Raw genomic sequence first — 15,353 nt, forward strand, 5'->3', positions numbered from 1 at the left:
GCTTGCCTCCTTATCGTGTCAGGGTCTGGATGACGGAGTCCTTGCGCTCGGACTCCTTCTCCAGAAATTTCTGGCCCAGCTCATAGGTGCGCTGGACCTCGATCATCCGGGCGATCTCGAGGATCGGGTCGACGTTGCTCTCTTCGACGAAGCCTTGCAGCACGCGGGCGTTCTCTGCCGGAAGCACCGCGCCGCCGGGATCGAAGAGGGTGCCGCCCTGCCGGGTCATGGCGGTGTAGTCCTCGGGCACCACCACGCCGATCTGGGTCAGCGGGGTGCCATCAGCGGAGAGCGTGCCGTCGGGCGAGAGGCTGATGCTCTGCACGCCGGGCGGGGCGAACACCGGCGCGCCGCCGGCATCGAGCAGGAAGTGGCCATCACCGTTCACCAGCTCGCCGGCGGGGCCGGGGGTGTAGCTGCCGGCGCGGGTGAGGCGCGGGCCCTCGGGCGTTTCGACCTGAAAGAAGCCCTCGCCCTCGATGGCGAAATCGAAGGTGCCGCCGGTCTGGCTGAGGACGCCTTGGGAAAGGTCGGTGTTGCGCACCCGGGCGGTGCCCATCGAGACCGAGCCCGACGGGCCATCGGCGGCGCGAACCCATTCGGAGAAGATCACCCCCTCGCGGCGGAAGCCGGTGGTGGAGAGGTTGGCGAGGTTGTTGGCCACCGCGCGCATCTCGTTCATCAGCCCGGTCTGGCGGGCGAGGGTCACGTATCCGGTACTCATGGGTTCATCCTCCGGCGATCAGCGGGACGAGGGTGGATTGGAAGAAGCTGACGAGGCTCTCTGTCATGAAGCCCATTGTCAGCCAGAAGACGGCGAGGATGGCGGCGAGCTTGGGCACGAAGGTGAGGGTCATTTCCTGAACCGACGTCAGTGCCTGGACGAGGCCGATGGCCACGCCCGCGACAAGCGCCACGGTGAGGATGGGCAGGGCGATGATGACGCCCACCCAGAGCCCCTCGCGGAGCGTGTCGTAAAAGCCCGCCGCCTCCATCGCTTACACAGGCATCCGCAGGATTTCCTGGTAGGCCTCCACGACCTTGTCGCGCACCGTGACGGCGGTTTCGACCGCCAGCTCGGTTTCGGCCAATGCCTGCACGAGGGCGTGAGGATCGGCTTTGCCGACCATCGCGTCCATCGCCACCTGCTCCGCGTTCGAGAGCATGGAGGCAAAGTCCTCGGCCACGCGGGCGAAGCCTTCGCCGCCCGTCTGGGTGCCCTCGTTCGGGGCGGTGGCCGGCCTGGCCCCTTCGTAGAGCCGGGCCACCTGGGACAGTTTGATATCCATTCTGGATCTCCTTAAACCTGCTATTTCCGCAGTATTTCCAACAGGCTCCTGGTCATCTGCCGGGCCTGGTCGAACATCTTGAGGTTGGCTTCGTAGCTGCGCTGGGCCTCGCGCGCGTCGGCGATTTCGATCACCAGATCGACGTTGGAGCCGAGGTAGAAGCCGGCTTCGTCGGCCATGGGGTGGGAGGGGTCGAAGACCTCGGGCAGCTCGGTGTCATCAAGCTGCACGGGTGCCGCCTCGACCGCGCCGGTCATCCGGCCGCCCTGCATCACCTCGCGGAACGGGGTGAGCTTGCGGTGGTAGCCGGGGGTATCGGCGTTGGCGATGTTTTCCGACACATGGCGCAGGCGCGAGCTTTGCGCAGCCATCCCCGAGGCGGAAACCGAGAAGCTTTGGAACAGATCGCTCATGACGCCCCCTTACCCGCGGCCCAGCGTGGCGCGCATGAGGCCCAGCGTGGTGCGGTAGATCGACAGGGCCATCTCGTGGCGCGTCTGGATTTCGGCGGATTTCACCATCTGGCTTTCGATGGAAACGGTGTTGCCGTTCGGATCGCCATCTATGCCGCGCTCCACGAAAGGGCGCAGCGCCTCGGGGGGCACATCGCTGGAGAGGTGGCCTGCCCGCGTCTGGCGCAGGTCGAGGCCGGGGCCGGTTTGATAGACTTCGCCGAAACTGGCGATATCGCGGGCTTTGTAGCCAGCCGTATCGGACTGGGCGAGGTTTTGCGCCACCACTTGCTGGCGGGCGGCGGAATGCGCGGCAAGGCCACGCGCCATTGAAAGGATCTCGAGCTGATCGAACATCGGGGTTTCTCCCACGGGCTTCAACCTCGGCTTAACCGTGATTCCTTTAGAAAGGGTTTCAGGCGCCGGGTTCGCGGCGCGGAATGTGGAGAATCCCATGTCTGACTCGACCCTGGCGCAGCTCACCGCTGAAATCGCCGCGCTCAAGCCCTCGGCCTCGGTGGGCCGGATCAGCGCCGTGGGGCGCGGTGCGGTGGAGCTGACCGGCCTTTCGGAAATCGCGGCGCTGGGCGACCAGGTGTGGCTTGGCACCCGCACGGGGAGGCTGCGCGGGGAGATCGTGCATATCGACCGCGAGCGCGCGATGGCCCTGCCCGATGGCCCCGCCGATGGCATCCGGCTGGGCGACAAGGTTACGCTTCAGGGCGGTGACGGGCTCTTCCCCGACCTAAGCTGGCAGGGCCGGGTGATCGACCCCTACGGCAACCCGTTGGACGGCCGCCCCCTAGCGCGCGGCCCCGAGTTGCGCCCGCTGCGCCCCGCCGCGCCGCCCGCGACCCAGCGCAAGCGGCTGGGCAAGCGGCTCGCTACCGGGCTTTCGGTCTTTGACACGCTGCTGCCGATCGTGCGCGGCCAGCGGCTGGGCCTCTTCGCGGGCTCGGGCGTGGGCAAATCCTCGCTGCTGGGTGCGCTGGGCCGGGGACTTCAGGCCGACCGGGCGGTGATTGCGCTGGTCGGCGAGCGGGGCCGGGAGCTGCGGCATTTCATCGAGGATGTGCTCGGGCCGGAGGGCATGGCGCGCTCGGTGATCGTGGCGGCCACCTCCGACCAGTCGGCCATTGCCCGCCGCCGCTGCCTGTGGACGGCGATGGCGGTGGCCGAGCACCTTCGCGACGAGGGCAACCATGTGCTCTTCCTTGCCGACTCGGTGACCCGCTTTGCCGAGGCGCATCGCGAAGTGGCGCTGGCCGCCGGGGAGCCTGCCTCGCTTAGGGGCTACCCGCCCTCGACGGCGCATATGATCATGTCACTCGCCGAGCGCGCGGGGCCGGGGGTGGAAGCTGTGGGCGACATCACGGCGATCTTCTCGGTGCTCGTTGCAGGCTCGGACATGGAAGAGCCGGTGGCCGACATCCTGCGCGGCGTGCTCGATGGCCATGTGGTGCTGGCCCGTGAGATTGCCGAACGTGGGCGCTTTCCCGCCGTCGATCTCCTGCGCTCCACCTCGCGCTCACTGCCGGAAGCCGCGACGCCTGAAGAGAACGCACTGATCGGCAAGGCCCGCAGGCGGCTGGGCGCCTATGATCGGGCGGAGCTGATGATTCAGTCCGGGCTCTACACCGGCGGATCGGACCCGGAGATTGACGCGGCCATCAAGGTCTATGGCCCGCTCGACACCTTTCTCGCGGAAGAAAGCAAAGCGCCCGAAGCGGCTTTCGCGCGGTTGAAAGGGGTGCTGGCACGGGGGTGAGGCCGGAACATTGGTGCGGGCCGCTGGTTGGGCTGGCAAAGCCACGTGACAGATAGGGAGCCCGACATGTCTGACAAAACCTCCGCCCCGCCCACCACCACCGATGCCGGCATTCCGGTGCAAAGCGATGAGCATTCGCTGACCGTCGGGCGCGACGGTCCGATCGTGCTGAACGATCATTACCTGCTGGAGCAGATGGCCAACTTCAACCGCGAGCGCATCCCCGAGCGCCAGCCCCATGCCAAGGGCGGCGGCGCCTTCGGGCATTTCGAGGTGACCGGCGACGTTTCGAAATACACCAAGGCCAAGGTGTTTCAGCCCGGTGCCAAGACCGACGTGCTGGTGCGCTTTTCCACCGTCGCGGGCGAGCGCGGCAGCCCCGACACCTGGCGCGACCCGCGCGGCTTCGCGGTGAAGTTCTACACCGACGAGGGCAACTTCGACATGGTGGGCAACAACACGCCCATTTTCTTCATCCGTGACCCGATGAAGTTTCAGCACTTCATCCGCAGCCAGAAGCGCCGCGCCGACAACGGGTTGCGCGACCATGACATGCAGTGGGACTTCTGGACCCTCAGCCCCGAAAGCGCGCACCAGGTGGCCTACCTGATGGGCGACCGGGGCATTCCGCGGACGTGGCGCGAGATGAACGGCTACTCGTCGCACACCTATTCTTTGGTGAACGCCGAGGGTGAGCGGTTTTGGGTGAAGTTCCACTTCCACACCGACCAGGGCGACGGCAATGCGCACCTTACGCAAGAGGAGGCCGACCGGCTGGCGGGCACGGATGGCGACTATCACCGGGCCGACCTGTTCAACCAGATCCGCGAGGGCAACCACCCGAGCTGGACGCTGAAATGGCAGGTGATGCCGTGGGACGATGCCAAGACCTACCGGATCAACCCCTTCGATCTCACCAAGGTCTGGCCGCATGCCGACTATCCGCTCATCGAAGTGGGCAAGATGGTGCTGGACCGCAACCCGACCGACTTTCACACCCAGATCGAGCAGGCGGCTTTCGAGCCGAACAACATGGTGCCGGGCGTGGGCCTCTCGCCCGACAAGATGCTGTTGGCGCGTGGCTTTTCCTATGCCGATGCCCACCGCGCACGGCTTGGGGTGAACTACAAGGAGATTCCAGTCAACAAGGCGCAATCGCCGGTGCACAGCTACACCAAGGATGGCGCGGGGCGGACGGTGCCGGTGAGTGACCCGGTCTATGCGCCCAACTCCTACGGCGGGCCGGAGGCCCAGCCGCATGAGCACGAAGCCGGCCTTTGGCACGCCGATGGCGAGATGGTGCGCCAGGCCTATACACTGCGCGAGGATGACGACGATTGGAGCCAGGCCGGAACGCTGGTGCGCGAGGTGATGGACGACGCAGGCCGCGAGCGGCTGGTGAACAATGTGACCGGCCACCTCAGCAATGGCGTCAGCGAGAAGGTGTTGGTGCGGGCATTCGAATACTGGCGCAACATCGACGGCGACGTTGGCGAGCGGATCGAGAAGAGCGTACGCGACAAGATCGGCGGCACCTCGAAGGCGGAGGGTATGGCCTCGGCCAAGAGCATCTCGAGCTGATACAGATGAAAAAGCCCTCCGCCGCGTGAATGCGCGGGGAGGGCTCTGGCAGTGACGGAGGGGCGGGGAGAGCGCCCTGCCGTCGGCTGCGCGCAGGGGCGCTTACTCGGCGTCGATCACGCTGAACACGTTCTCGGCAACCGGGTTGCTCACGGCGCGGGAGGCTTCGGTGCCGGTGTAGGCACTGGTGCCATTGCGCTGCTCGGCTTCCTGCTCTGCGAAGATCTCCTGAGCGGTGCCGTTGGCGGGGGTGGCGGCGCCCAGATAGACGCGGCCCTCGGTATCGCCTTCAAGCCCTTTCAGCTGCACGAGCTGCTCGACGGAGTAGACGCCGGGCTCGACGCCAACGGAACCGGCGAGGTTGTCAGTTGCGGCCAGCGCAGGGGTTGCGACGGTGAGGGCGAGGGCGGCAAGGATGGTGTTTTTCATGGTACTGTCTCTGTTGTTCTGCCCCGTGGGGCGTGGGATGCAACATGCTGCGTTGCGATGATCCGGATATGTGTTTCGTTCAGTACGAAGTAAACATTCCAAACAAAATTATTTGCCATGAATCTATTAGGTAGTTGAAAAATAACAATTTAAATTTCTGCGCAGTCTGTGGTTGAGCGCGCGGAGGCCCGCAAAACTGGACATTAAGTTCGTTTTAGCTTATCTGAACTCTCGAAGGACGACGCTTTCCTGGCCTTAGCGAGGCCGCCCGGGAGACATCAGACCCATGGAACAGACAGTTGAGACGGCCCGCAGCGAGTTTATCGAAAAACTGGGACTCATCATGCAGACCGAAGGCCTCCCGCGCACGGCGGGGCGGATCATGGGGCTGTTGGTATGGGAGGGGACGCCGGTGGCGTTTTGCGACCTTGCCACTGAGCTTCAGATCAGCCGCGGCAGTGTCAGTACGGCCACGCGCCTGCTCGAGGACAAGTTCATGATCAAGCGGGTGACCAAGGCCGGCGAGCGGCAGGATTACTTCCAGCTTGCGCCCAAATCCTACGAAACCATGGTGAGCGACCTCAGCCGCCAGTTTCGCCGCAAGAGCGACGACCTGCGCTCCACCCTCGACGACGTGCCGGAATGCGCCGCCGACATCCGCGCCCGCGTGAATGGCTACGCCGACATGCTGTCGTCTTTGTCGGAAAAGATCGGGGAACTCGCGCGCGAGATGGACTGACGCGCCCGCCGCGATCAGGCGACCAGCGCCTCGGCCTTCTTCAGGTCGACCGAGACGAGCTGGCTCACGCCCTGCTCCTGCATGGTGACGCCGAAGAGCCTGTCCATCCGGCTCATCGTCACCGCGTGGTGGGTGATGATGAGGAAGCGGGTATCGGTGCGGCGCGTCATCTCGTCGAGCAGGTCGCAGAAGCGGGTGACGTTGGCATCGTCGAGCGGCGCGTCCACCTCGTCGAGCACGCAGATCGGGGCGGGGTTGGCGAGGAAGACGGCGAAGATGAGGGCAAGCGCCGTGAGCGTTTGTTCACCGCCTGAGAGCAGCGAAAGCGTGGAGAGCTTCTTGCCCGGCGGCATGCACATGATCTCAAGCCCGGCCTCCAGCGGATCGTCCGATTCCACCAGTTGAAGCGAAGCCTCGCCGCCGCCGAAGAGGTGCTTGAAGAGAAGCGAGAAGTTGGAATTGACCTGCTCGAAGGCGGTCAGAAGGCGCTCGCGGCCCTCCTTGTTCAGCCCGGCGATGCCGTTGCGCAGAGCGCGGATGGCCTCTTCGAGATCGGCCTTTTCCTTCACCAGCTCGTCATGCTCTGTCTGCACTTCTTTGGCGTCTTCCTCGGCGCGCAGGTTTACCGCACCGAGGGCATCGCGCTGGCGGCGCAGGCGGGATAGGTCGTTTTCGAGACTGTCCACGCCGGGCATGTTCTCGGGGTCTGCCTGAAGCGTTTCGAGCAGCTCTGCGGGGGCGCATTCCAGCTCTTCGTGGATGCGCTCTTCGGCCAGCTTGCGGGCCTCCTGCGCGGCCTCCATCCGGGCCTGCGCGGCAGCGCGGCCCTCGCGCAGTTCACCGGCGATCCGGGTCGCCTCACGCTCCTCGGACTGGGCGTCGCGCCAGGCGCTCTCGCCCTCGGCCAGCTTGTCGGCGGCCTCCTTGCGGCGCGCCTCGGCCTTCTCCAGACCGTCCATCAGCTTGGCTTCGCGCGCCTCGATCTCGTCCGGGGCGGCTTCGGCCTTCTCCAGCTCGGCCTCGGTGGCCTCCCTGCGCTCGGCCAGCTCGTTCGACCGGGTTTCGGCATTGGCCAGCCGCTCGCGCCAGCTCGCCACCTCGCGGGCGATCTCTTGCAACCGGCGCACGCGGGCCTCGCCCATGCGGCGGATCTCGTCCTGCACGGCGCGGCGGGAGAGCATATCCTGCCGGGCGTTCTCGACGAGGCTCTTGGCGGCCTCGACATTGCCGCGCGCTTCCTCCAGATCGCCCAGCTGAGCCAGCGCCGCCTCGGCCTCTGCCAGCCGTTTGCGCGCCTCGGTGGCCTCCTCTTCGTGGCGCTTCACCGCCATCTCGGCGGCCTCGGCGCGGGTGGCGGCCATGGCGGCGTCGCTCTCGGCGCGGGACAGCGCGCGAGAGGCATCGGCCACGGCGCTGTCGGCCTCGCGGCGGGCCTGGCGCGCGGCACGGTCGGCCTCGGTGATGCGGGCGAGCTCTTCGGACAGCGCCTTGTGGGCCTGGCGGGCGCCATCGGCCCGGGCCTCGGCCTCGTTGAGATCGAGCTTCAGCTCTTCCAGCCGGTTGATCTGCTCGAGCCGCAGAGCGGCGGCTGAGGGGGCATCCTCGGCGGCGGCGCGGTAGCCGTCCCAGCGCCAGAGGTCACCTTCGCGGCTGACAAGGCGCTGCCCCGGCTTCAGCTCGGCTTGCCGCGCGGCCCCCTCCTCGGGGCCAGACACCAGCCCGACCTCGCCCATCCGGCGGCGCAGCACGTCGGGCACATGCATGTAATCGGCCAGCGGATGCAGCCCACCGGGCAGGCCCTGCGGCGCGGGGTAGTCGGGCAGGGCGGCCCAGCCTGAAGGCGCATCGGCCTCGACGGCGGGCGCGCGCAGATCATCGGCCAGCGCGGCGCCAAGGGCCTTCTCGTAACCCTTGTCGACCGAGAGCATGTCGAGCACCTGCGCGCCCTCAGTGCCCTCGCGGTCCACCAGCCGGGCGAGCGCGTGCATCTCGGCGGAGAGCGTCTTGGTTTCGCCCTCGGCGGCGGAGGCGGCGGCGCGGGCCTCGGCCTCGCGCCCGGCGATCTCGGCGCGGGCGGCATCGGCGGCTTCAAGCGCCTTCTCGGCCTCTTCGGCCTTGGCGGTGGCCGCCGTGCTGGCCGCCTGCGCCGTGCGCATCGCCTCTTCTGCGCTTGCCTTGCGGCTCCGCGCCTCCTCGGCCACGCCGCGGGCCTTGGCGGCCTCGGCCTCGTTGCGATCCACCGAATTGCGGGCGTCGGACTGCATCCGCTGGGCCGATTGGTGGCGGGCGGCGAGGCGGGCAACATCCTCTGTCTGCTCGGCCAGCCGTTCTTCGATATCCGACAGCACCGACGCGGCCTTGCGGGCGGCTTCGGTCGCCTCTTCAAGCTTTTCCTCGTGGCCCTCGCCTGCCTTCTGAAGCTCGGCCTCCTCCCAGCCCAGCCGCTCCACCGTCTGGCCCGCGTCCCGGTTCAGACCCTCTTCGCGCTCCATGTCGCGGGTGAGCTGCGCCAGCCGGCTTTTCAGGGTGTCGATGGTGGCCTCGGCCCGGGTGGCTTCCTCGCGCAGGCCGCCCCGCTCGACCTGAAGCCGCTGAAGCACCGCCGCGGCGATCGCCTCCTCCTCGCGCAGGGCGGGCAGGGCGGCGTCGGTTTCGCTGCGGCGTTTTTCGGCGGTGAGCACGGCGCGCTCGGCGGCGGAGGCGGCGGCGACGGTTTCGCCGTGGGCCTGGCCCGCGCTGGCGACGGCCTCATCGGCCTCCTTCCAGCGGCGATAGAGCAGCAGCCCCTCGACCTGTCGCAACTCGGTGCCGATATCGCGGTAGCGTGCCGCCTGCCGGGCCTGGCGCGCAAGCTGCGAAAGTTGGGCGGCCAGCTGCTCGATCACGTCATCGACGCGGGCGAGGTTCTGCTCGGCGCCGTTCAACTTCAGCTCGGCTTCGTGGCGACGCTGGTAGAGGCCGGAAATTCCTGCCGCCTCTTCGAGGATGCGGCGGCGGTTCTTGGGCTTGGCGTTGATCAGCTCGGAAATCTGCCCCTGGCGCACCAGCGCCGGGCTGTGCGAGCCGGTGGAGGCATCGGCGAAGAGCATCTGGATGTCGCGCGCCCGCACATCCTTGGTGTTCGCCTTGTAGGCGGAGCCGGCATCGCGGGTGATGCGGCGGACGATTTCGAGCACGTCCTGATCGTTGAAGCCGGCGGGCGCCAGCCGCTCGCCATTGTCGATATGGATCGACACCTCTGCGAAGTTGCGCGCGGGGCGGGAGGCGGCACCGGCGAAGATCACGTCTTCCATGCCGCCGCCGCGCATCGCGGTGGGGCGGTTTTCGCCCATGACCCAGCGAAGCGCCTCCAGCAGGTTGGACTTGCCACAGCCATTAGGGCCGACAACGCCTGTCAGCCCGTCGGCGATGACCAGGTCGGTCGGGTCGACGAAGCTCTTGAAGCCATTCAGTCTGAGCCGTGTGAAACGCACGCTGCCTGCTGCCCCGGTTGTTGTCCCCATGCCCCGTGAGGGCGATTCCCCGGGGCTGGCCCATGTTTGGGGGGCGGTTGGCGTCTGTCAATCAGCATCTGGGCGGGTTTTTGCGGTTATCCACAAGATATGGAGCGCTTGACGAAAGGTGAAGGCCGGGGAGGATGGCCAAATGAGCGAAATCATCGTCGAGCGGGCAGACCCGCGCCACCCCGAGGCCGAGGCCCTGCTGAAGCAGAGCCACGCGCTGATGCAAAGCCTCTTCCCGCCGGAAGACAACTTCTTCCTCGACATCGACGCGCTGGCCGCGCCGGGCATCCTGTTCTTCACGGCCAAGGCGGAGGGCCGGGTGGTGGGCACCGGGGCGCTGGCGGTGAAGGCGGGCTACGGCGAGGTGAAGTCCATGTTCACCGCCGAGGCCGCGCGGGGCCGGGGCGTGGCCGGAAAGGTGCTGGCGGCGTTGGAGGCCGAGGCGCGGGCGCTTGGGCTCGGCTGGCTGCGGCTGGAAACGGGCAATTCGCTGGAGGCGGCGCATCGGGTGTATCGCGCGGCGGGCTTCCTGGAGCGCGGGCCATTCGGCGACTACCCAGAGGCGGCCTCCTCGATCTTCATGGAAAAGCGACTCTCTTAGCCTGCCTGTCACAGCTTTCTGGCCAGCTCACGGCTTGCCTGCATCTGCCCGAAAGACCGGGCGAGCGCCCTGCGCGCGGCCGCGGAGGCAGCGCGGGCGCGGGCCAGGTCGCGGTTGAGCACGGTCTTGCGCGCATCGGTCCAGCGCAGCCAGACATTGGTGGCCCGCGCATGGGATGGGCTGAAGTGAATCGGGTCGGCGGCATCGGCCATGGCCTTGCGGCGGGCCTCCTCGAGATCGGCGATGGCGGCGGCGAGCCGGGCCTCCTCCGCGAGCCGCTGTTTGAGCGTGCCCTGACCGGCCATGAAACGCGCTTCCATCAGGCCCGAGAGTTGCTGCATCTGGCCCTTCTTCAGGCTCATCCGCCCGGCCTTCCGGCATAGCTCGCCTTCGCCTTGCGCCGCATTGCCTCGGCAAAGCGGATGGCGGCGGCGACTGGGGCGTAGTGATCTGGGCGGATCTCGTCGCCGATGTCCACCGTGGCGTGAAGCGCCCGGGCGGTGGGCGGATCGCGGTGGATCGGCACGCCCGCCTCCTGCGCCTTGGCCCGGATGCGGGCGGCCACCTCATCCACCCCCTTGGCCACGCAAACGGGCGCGCCGGGGCTGAGGCGGTTCCACTTCAGGGCGACGGCATAGTGCTGCGGGTTGACGATAACCACATCAGCCTTTGGCACCTCGCCCATCATCTGGGCCGAGGCGATCTCCACCGCCTTCTGGCGGCGCTGCTGGCGGATGTGCGGATCGCCCTCGCTGTCCTTGTGCTCGTCCTTCAGCTCCTGGTGGCTCATTCGGTTCTTGCGCAAGTGCTCGGCCCGCTGCCACAGAAAATCGACCGTCGCGATGGCGGCCATGATGAGGGTGACGATGAGCAGGAAGTCGAGGCAGAGCCGCCCCAGCAGCGCCCCCACCTGCCGGGGTTCAAGCGCGGCGGCGGCAAGCATCTCGGGCAGGCGGCGGTCGAGGTAGGCAAAAAGCACCACCGAGATGATGGTGAGCTTGAGGAAGCTCTTGAAGAACTCGAACAGCCCGCCCCGGCCGAACTTGTTCTTGGCATTGGAGATCGGCGAGATGCGGGAGAGCTTGAACTGCAGCTTCTCGGGCGCGAAGGTGACGGCCCGCTGGGCGATGAGCGAAAGCATGCAGGCTAGCGCCGGGATGAGAAACCACGGCGCGATGGCACTGGCGACCTTGCCAATCAGCCCGCCCGACAGGGTGGCAAAGCCCGGCCCCGTCATCAGCGGGGCGAGCCTTTCGGCCTGGCCCAGCAGCTGGATGCCGGTGCTGCCGAGCGTGCCCACGCTGGCGGCCCCGGCGGTGACACCGGCCAGCAGCAGGCCACCATAGGCCGTGGCGGTGGTGACATCGGTGGAGCGCGGCACCTCGCCCTTCTTGCGGGCGTCTTCCAGCCGCTTCTGGGTTGGTTCGTGTTGCTTCTCGCCTTCGTCCTGCTGCCCCGCCATGGCCTAACCCCCGAGCGGCGTGGCCATGTACCGCTGCAGCGCGTCGAGCCAGAGCGAGAGCAGGTAGGGCGCGGAGAAGAACAGCAGGATCAGCCCGCCCGCGGTGATTGCGGGGGCGCCGACGAAGGCCACCATGAGCTGCGGCATGGCGCGGTTGATGACGCCGAGCGCGATGTTGTAGATCAGCGCGGCGATGATGAAGGGGGCGGCGAGCGAGAAGGCCATGCCGAAGGCGGCCGACACCCGGGCCACGCCCCAGTCCAGCGCTGCGCCGGAGCCCAGAACGGCGCCGACCGGCAGCACCTCGTAGCTTTGGACGAACCCCAGCGCGACCTGCACATGAAGGCCCGACATGGCGGCGAGCGCGAGGCCGGAGACCACCAGCAGGTGGCCGATGGCGGGCTGCGGATCGACATTGTTATTGGCGCCGAAGATCTGCGCCAGCGAGGTGGATTGCGCTGCCATGGAGCCCGCGACCTGCAGCGCATGGATGAAGAGCCGCAGCCCGAAGCCGAAGACGAGGCCGATGACGACTTCACTGACAAGGGTGAGCGAGAGGGCGACCTCGGTGAGGGAGGCGGCGGGTGGCACCTCGATCAGCGGCGCGACGATGGCGGTGAAGGCCAGCGCGGCGGCCAGCCGGATGCGGGCGGGCACCCCGGCCTCCCCGAAGGCCGGGATCATCATCATCGCCGATCCGACCCGCAGGAACACGGTGAAGCCGGTGACGAGCGCGGCCTGCGAGAAGCCGAGCAGCTGCGCCAGCGCTTCGATCATGCGGAGCGGCTCATGCGGCGATCACCCCGAGGAGGGCAGGGCGGGCATCCATCCCGATCTCCTCGAAGGAGAGCACCGGCGCGCCGATGCCCTTGGCGGTGAGCACCGTCTTGAGGAAGCGGCGGCGGCGGGAGGTGGTGACCAGCGCCGGGGAGATCCCGCTTTCGGCCACCTTCGAGAGTTTCTCGGCCACCCCGCCCGCGAGCTTTGAAAAGGCCTCGGGCGGCAGGGCGATATCCTCGGTGCCATTGCCGCCGTCGACCTGGTGGGCCAAAAACTTCTCTTCCCACTCGGGGGCCAGTTGCAGCAGCGGCAGGGAGCCGTCTTCGCGCCTGAGTTCGGACACCAGCTGGAAACCGAGACGCTGGCGCACGTGCTCGCAAATCGCCTCGGGCGATGAATAGGTGCCGCGCGCCTCGGAGATCGCCTCCAGAATGAGCGGAAGGTTGCGGACAGACACCTGCTCATCGAGCAGCAGCCTCATGACGGCGAGCAGCAGTTCGATCGGCACCTTGTCGGGCACCAGCTCGTCGATCAGCCGCCGGTTGGCCTCGGCGCGAACCGGGTCGGAAAGGTTGGAAAGCTCTTCCAGCAGGCGGCGCAGGGCCTTCATGGTGAGCAGCCGTGCGAAGTTGCGCTTGAGCACTTCCAGCAGGTGGGTGGCGAGCACTTCGGCAGCGGTGACGACGGTGGAGCCCTGCAACGCGGCCTCCTCCCTGTCATTCTCTGAGATCCACCGGGCGGGCGCGCCATAGACAGGCTCGCTGCAGTCCTCGCCGGGCGGCAGAAGCTCGGGCGTGTCGCCCGCAAGGGCGAGCACCTTGTCTGGGTGCAGAACGTTGGTGGCCTGCTCCACCCCGTGGATGCGGATCGCGTAGGTTTCCGGGCGGAGCGCGGCGTTGTCGGTCAGCCGGATCTCGGGAAGGATCAGCCCGTAGGCCCCGGCGACATGGGCGCGCATGTTCTCGATCCGTGCATCGAGTCCGGTGGCCGGATCGAGCACCATCGCCACGAGATCGGGCGAAAATTCGACGTGGATATCGTCGAGATCGAGCATGTCTCCAATGCTCTTGCGGGCCGGCGCCGTGGCTTCCGGCTCTGGCCGCGCGGCGGCACGCGCCTCGGCCTTCAGCACCTTCTGACGGCGCCAGGCAAAGAGACCGAGCGCGGCGGCGCCGGCAAAGAAGGGCAGCATCGGCAGGCCGGGTACGAGGCCGAAGAGCGCCATCAGGATTGCCACCGTGGCAATTGCGGTGGGGTGCTTGCCCAGCTGCCCGACGAGCGCCAGATCGGTGGCCCCCTTCTCGCCGCCCCGGGCCAGAAGCAGGGCGGAGGCGATCGAGATGATGACGGCGGGGATCTGGGTTACCAGCCCGTCGCCCACGGTAAGAATGGCATAGGTTTCAAAGGCCTGGCCAATCGGCAGCCCATGCACCGCCGCACCCATGACAAGCCCCATCACGAGGTTCAGCAGGGTGATGAGCAGCCCCGCCACCGCATCGCCCTTCACGAACTTCGAGGCCCCGTCGAGCGAGCCGAAGAAGGTGGTTTCGGCCTGTTCCAGCTCGCGCCGGGCCTTGGCCTCGGCATGGTCGATCGCGCCTGCCGACATATCGGAATCGATGGCAAGCTGCTTGCCCGGCATCCCGTCGAGCGCAAAGCGCGCGCCCACCTCGGCCATGCGCGCAGCGCCCTTGGTGATGACCATGAAGTTCACGATCAGCAGCACCCCGAAGACGACGAGACCGAGGAAGACGGAGCCGCCCATGACGAACATGGCGAACCCCTCGATCACCGTGCCCGCGGCCCGGGTGCCGGTGTGACCCTCGCCGATGATCAGCTTGGTGGAGCTGACGTTGAGCGAGAGCCGGAGCATCAGCGAGGCCAGCAGGATCGTCGGGAAGGAGGAGAAATCCAGCGGACGCTCGATGAACAGCGTCACCGTGAAGATCAGGATCGCAAGGGCGAAGGAGGCGGCCAGCCCGATGTCGAGCACCCAGGACGGCATCGGCAGAATCATCATCGTGATGACGCCCATTAATGCGAGCGCCAGCAGGATGGTCGGTCTGAAGAGGTCGCCGGCGGCGAGCGGCATGTCTCAGAGGCCTTCGGCAGAAGGGAATATCCCCGCGCCGGCAGCGGGCGGGCCGACCGGCACTAGCGAGCCCATCACCTGCGCCGCTCCGGTATCGACCAGCAGCGGGTAGGTATTGAGCCGGCGCCCTTCGGGGGTGGAACCGCCGTCGGCAAGGTCGGCCATGGCGAGGTGATCTTCATGGCGCAGCGCATCGCGGTGACGGTAGAAGGTGGCGAGCCATCGCTCCTCTTCCGCCGGATCGAGCGATTGGAAGGCCGCCACGGCTGCGCCCCAGCCGCCGGTTTGCGCCTGCAGGGAGACGAGCAGCGAGGCGGCGAATTCGGCGTTGATCCGTGGCGTCAGCATGTCTTCGAGCGAGGCAAACTCCGCGCCATACTTGGCATAGTCCACCTGGAAGCAACCGAGCCCCAGCGCCGCCTGCCCGGCCTTGAGTTGCTGGTAGGCGTAGGCGCGCGCATCGTCGGCGGTTTCGAACCAGACGCGCTGCCCGTCCGCCCCAACCGTCCAGGGCCAGGGCACGAGGCCTGTGTCGCTCTTGCGCCCGCTCACGGTGAGCATGATCGCGCGGAGCACCGAGAGTGGTACTCCGGTTTTCTCGGCGGCTTCGCGGGCGGCGGCCTCGCAGAGCGCGGGGCGGGAGGGGTTCGCAAGGGC

Annotated in this window: 16 protein-coding genes; 4 read left to right on the forward strand and 12 right to left on the reverse strand. The window is 67.5% G+C overall.

The features are described from left to right. Positions 1-10: 10 nt before the first annotated feature. From DYI42_RS08125 to DYI42_RS08145, 5 genes are read right to left on the reverse strand one after another with little or no spacing between them, the layout of a single operon-like run. Entirely contained in the window at positions 11-724 is a 714-nt protein-coding gene (locus DYI42_RS08125) for a flagellar hook-basal body complex protein (RefSeq protein ID WP_213545432.1), read from the reverse strand. A 4-nt stretch (positions 725-728) separates the two neighbouring features. Then, positions 729-995 carry a flagellar biosynthetic protein FliQ gene (locus tag DYI42_RS08130; protein ID WP_213545433.1) on the reverse strand — a complete coding sequence of 89 codons (267 nt, stop codon included), beginning with the start codon at positions 993-995 and terminating at the stop codon, positions 729-731. Positions 996-998: 3 nt separating this feature from the next. Continuing rightward, on the reverse strand, positions 999-1,289 hold the full coding sequence (gene fliE / locus DYI42_RS08135; RefSeq protein ID WP_213545434.1) for a flagellar hook-basal body complex protein FliE: 291 nt from the start codon (positions 1,287-1,289) through the stop codon (positions 999-1,001). 20 nt (positions 1,290-1,309) lie between these two features. Beyond that, positions 1,310-1,702 (reverse strand): flagellar basal body rod protein FlgC, encoded by a 393-nt coding sequence (gene flgC / locus DYI42_RS08140; protein ID WP_213545435.1) that lies wholly within the window; start codon positions 1,700-1,702, stop codon positions 1,310-1,312. Positions 1,703-1,711: 9 nt separating this feature from the next. Then, the gene (locus DYI42_RS08145; protein ID WP_213545436.1) at positions 1,712-2,098 is read right to left on the reverse strand and encodes a FlgB family protein; all 387 of its coding nucleotides are present in this window, start codon (positions 2,096-2,098) and stop codon (positions 1,712-1,714) included. A 97-nt stretch (positions 2,099-2,195) separates the two neighbouring features. Here DYI42_RS08145 and DYI42_RS08150 point away from each other — a divergent pair, with 97 nt between their 5' ends. Together DYI42_RS08150 and DYI42_RS08155 are read left to right on the forward strand one after the other, a co-directional pair. Continuing rightward, entirely contained in the window at positions 2,196-3,509 is a 1,314-nt protein-coding gene (locus tag DYI42_RS08150) for a FliI/YscN family ATPase (RefSeq protein ID WP_213545437.1), read from the forward strand. Positions 3,510-3,575: 66 nt separating this feature from the next. Beyond that, on the forward strand, positions 3,576-5,090 hold the full coding sequence (locus DYI42_RS08155) for a catalase (protein ID WP_213545438.1): 1,515 nt from the start codon (positions 3,576-3,578) through the stop codon (positions 5,088-5,090). A gap of 102 nt (positions 5,091-5,192) precedes the next feature. On the opposite strand, the gene DYI42_RS08160 is transcribed toward DYI42_RS08155, so the two are convergent. Further along, the gene (locus DYI42_RS08160) at positions 5,193-5,519 is read right to left on the reverse strand and encodes a hypothetical protein (RefSeq protein WP_213545439.1); all 327 of its coding nucleotides are present in this window, start codon (positions 5,517-5,519) and stop codon (positions 5,193-5,195) included. A 286-nt stretch (positions 5,520-5,805) separates the two neighbouring features. On the opposite strand from DYI42_RS08160, the gene DYI42_RS08165 reads away from it, so the two are divergent. Continuing rightward, complete coding sequence (locus tag DYI42_RS08165) at positions 5,806-6,258, forward strand: GbsR/MarR family transcriptional regulator (protein ID WP_213545440.1); 453 nt, start codon at positions 5,806-5,808, stop codon at positions 6,256-6,258. 14 nt (positions 6,259-6,272) lie between these two features. On the opposite strand, the gene smc is transcribed toward DYI42_RS08165, so the two are convergent. Continuing rightward, entirely contained in the window at positions 6,273-9,731 is a 3,459-nt protein-coding gene (smc, locus tag DYI42_RS08170) for a chromosome segregation protein SMC (protein WP_213545441.1), read from the reverse strand. Positions 9,732-9,903: 172 nt separating this feature from the next. On the opposite strand from smc, the gene DYI42_RS08175 reads away from it, so the two are divergent. Further along, positions 9,904-10,362, forward strand: coding sequence for a GNAT family N-acetyltransferase (locus tag DYI42_RS08175; RefSeq protein ID WP_213545442.1), 459 nt, complete (start codon positions 9,904-9,906; stop codon positions 10,360-10,362). Between the two features lie 8 nt (positions 10,363-10,370). Here DYI42_RS08175 and DYI42_RS08180 read toward each other — a convergent pair whose 3' ends face one another. From DYI42_RS08180 to DYI42_RS08200, 5 genes are all read right to left on the reverse strand, one after another. After that, complete coding sequence (locus DYI42_RS08180; RefSeq protein ID WP_213545443.1) at positions 10,371-10,724, reverse strand: hypothetical protein; 354 nt, start codon at positions 10,722-10,724, stop codon at positions 10,371-10,373. After that, positions 10,721-11,824: an EscU/YscU/HrcU family type III secretion system export apparatus switch protein gene (locus tag DYI42_RS08185; RefSeq protein ID WP_213545444.1), complete on the reverse strand. Its 1,104-nt coding sequence runs from the start codon at positions 11,822-11,824 to the stop codon at positions 10,721-10,723. The genes DYI42_RS08180 and DYI42_RS08185 overlap by 4 nt, the downstream gene beginning before the upstream one ends. 3 nt (positions 11,825-11,827) lie before the next feature. Next, entirely contained in the window at positions 11,828-12,601 is a 774-nt protein-coding gene (locus DYI42_RS08190) for a flagellar biosynthetic protein FliR (RefSeq protein WP_213545445.1), read from the reverse strand. Positions 12,602-12,611: 10 nt separating this feature from the next. After that, positions 12,612-14,696, reverse strand: coding sequence for a flagellar biosynthesis protein FlhA (gene flhA / locus DYI42_RS08195; RefSeq protein ID WP_213545446.1), 2,085 nt, complete (start codon positions 14,694-14,696; stop codon positions 12,612-12,614). Positions 14,697-14,699: 3 nt separating this feature from the next. After that, positions 14,700-15,353 (reverse strand): hypothetical protein (locus DYI42_RS08200; RefSeq protein ID WP_213545447.1); only part of this gene is annotated, 654 nt, incomplete at its 5' end.

The sequence above is a fragment of the Vannielia litorea genome, from assembly GCF_018424695.1.
Taxonomy (GTDB): Bacteria; Pseudomonadota; Alphaproteobacteria; order Rhodobacterales; family Rhodobacteraceae; genus Vannielia; species Vannielia litorea_A.

Coding starts and splice junctions, on each gene's coding strand:
- DYI42_RS08125 (WP_213545432.1), bottom strand. CDS start 724: ATGAGTACCGGATACGTGACCCTCGCCCGCCAGACCGGGCTGATGAAC.
- DYI42_RS08130 (WP_213545433.1), bottom strand. CDS start 995: ATGGAGGCGGCGGGCTTTTACGACACGCTCCGCGAGGGGCTCTGGGTG.
- fliE (WP_213545434.1), bottom strand. CDS start 1,289: ATGGATATCAAACTGTCCCAGGTGGCCCGGCTCTACGAAGGGGCCAGG.
- flgC (WP_213545435.1), bottom strand. CDS start 1,702: ATGAGCGATCTGTTCCAAAGCTTCTCGGTTTCCGCCTCGGGGATGGCT.
- DYI42_RS08145 (WP_213545436.1), bottom strand. CDS start 2,098: ATGTTCGATCAGCTCGAGATCCTTTCAATGGCGCGTGGCCTTGCCGCG.
- DYI42_RS08150 (WP_213545437.1), top strand. CDS start 2,196: ATGTCTGACTCGACCCTGGCGCAGCTCACCGCTGAAATCGCCGCGCTC.
- DYI42_RS08155 (WP_213545438.1), top strand. CDS start 3,576: ATGTCTGACAAAACCTCCGCCCCGCCCACCACCACCGATGCCGGCATT.
- DYI42_RS08160 (WP_213545439.1), bottom strand. CDS start 5,519: ATGAAAAACACCATCCTTGCCGCCCTCGCCCTCACCGTCGCAACCCCT.
- DYI42_RS08165 (WP_213545440.1), top strand. CDS start 5,806: ATGGAACAGACAGTTGAGACGGCCCGCAGCGAGTTTATCGAAAAACTG.
- DYI42_RS08175 (WP_213545442.1), top strand. CDS start 9,904: ATGAGCGAAATCATCGTCGAGCGGGCAGACCCGCGCCACCCCGAGGCC.
- DYI42_RS08180 (WP_213545443.1), bottom strand. CDS start 10,724: ATGAGCCTGAAGAAGGGCCAGATGCAGCAACTCTCGGGCCTGATGGAA.
- DYI42_RS08185 (WP_213545444.1), bottom strand. CDS start 11,824: ATGGCGGGGCAGCAGGACGAAGGCGAGAAGCAACACGAACCAACCCAG.
- DYI42_RS08190 (WP_213545445.1), bottom strand. CDS start 12,601: ATGATCGAAGCGCTGGCGCAGCTGCTCGGCTTCTCGCAGGCCGCGCTC.
- flhA (WP_213545446.1), bottom strand. CDS start 14,696: ATGCCGCTCGCCGCCGGCGACCTCTTCAGACCGACCATCCTGCTGGCG.